Annotated in this window: 1 protein-coding gene; it reads right to left on the reverse strand. The window is 63.6% G+C overall.

Features of this window, described 5'->3' with window-relative positions; translation table 11 throughout:
- A partial coding sequence (locus N415_RS30355) for a DDE-type integrase/transposase/recombinase (protein WP_239645743.1) occupies positions 1–343 on the reverse strand: 343 nt, incomplete at its 3' end.
- Positions 344–368 lie beyond the last annotated feature (25 nt).

The following is a 368-nucleotide window of genomic DNA, read 5'->3' on the forward strand; positions in this document are numbered from 1 at the left end:
GGTAGTAGTACTCGTGCTTGAACGTCGACCACAGCGATTCGGCACCGCTGTTGTCCCAGCAAATCCCGGTGGCACCCATTGACCGGCGTAAACCGGCATCAGCGCAGGCCTGGGCCATCGCCGCAGCGGTGTATTGAGTTCCCCTGTCGGAGTGGATGATGGTGCCGCTGACCTGGCCGCCTCTGACGGCTACGGCCGCGGCCAGTGCGTCCGTGACCAGCTCGGTGCGCATGTGGTCGGCCACTGACCAGCCCAGTACCCGTTTGGAGTGCTCGTCACGGATTGCGCACAGGTACATATCGCCTTCGCCGCAGGTCAGGTACGTGATGTCCGAGCTCCACACTGCATCAGGGCGGCCCTGGTCAAAG

Source organism: Mycobacterium sp. UM_CSW, assembly GCF_000455205.1.
Classification (GTDB): Bacteria; Actinomycetota; Actinomycetes; order Mycobacteriales; family Mycobacteriaceae; genus Mycobacterium.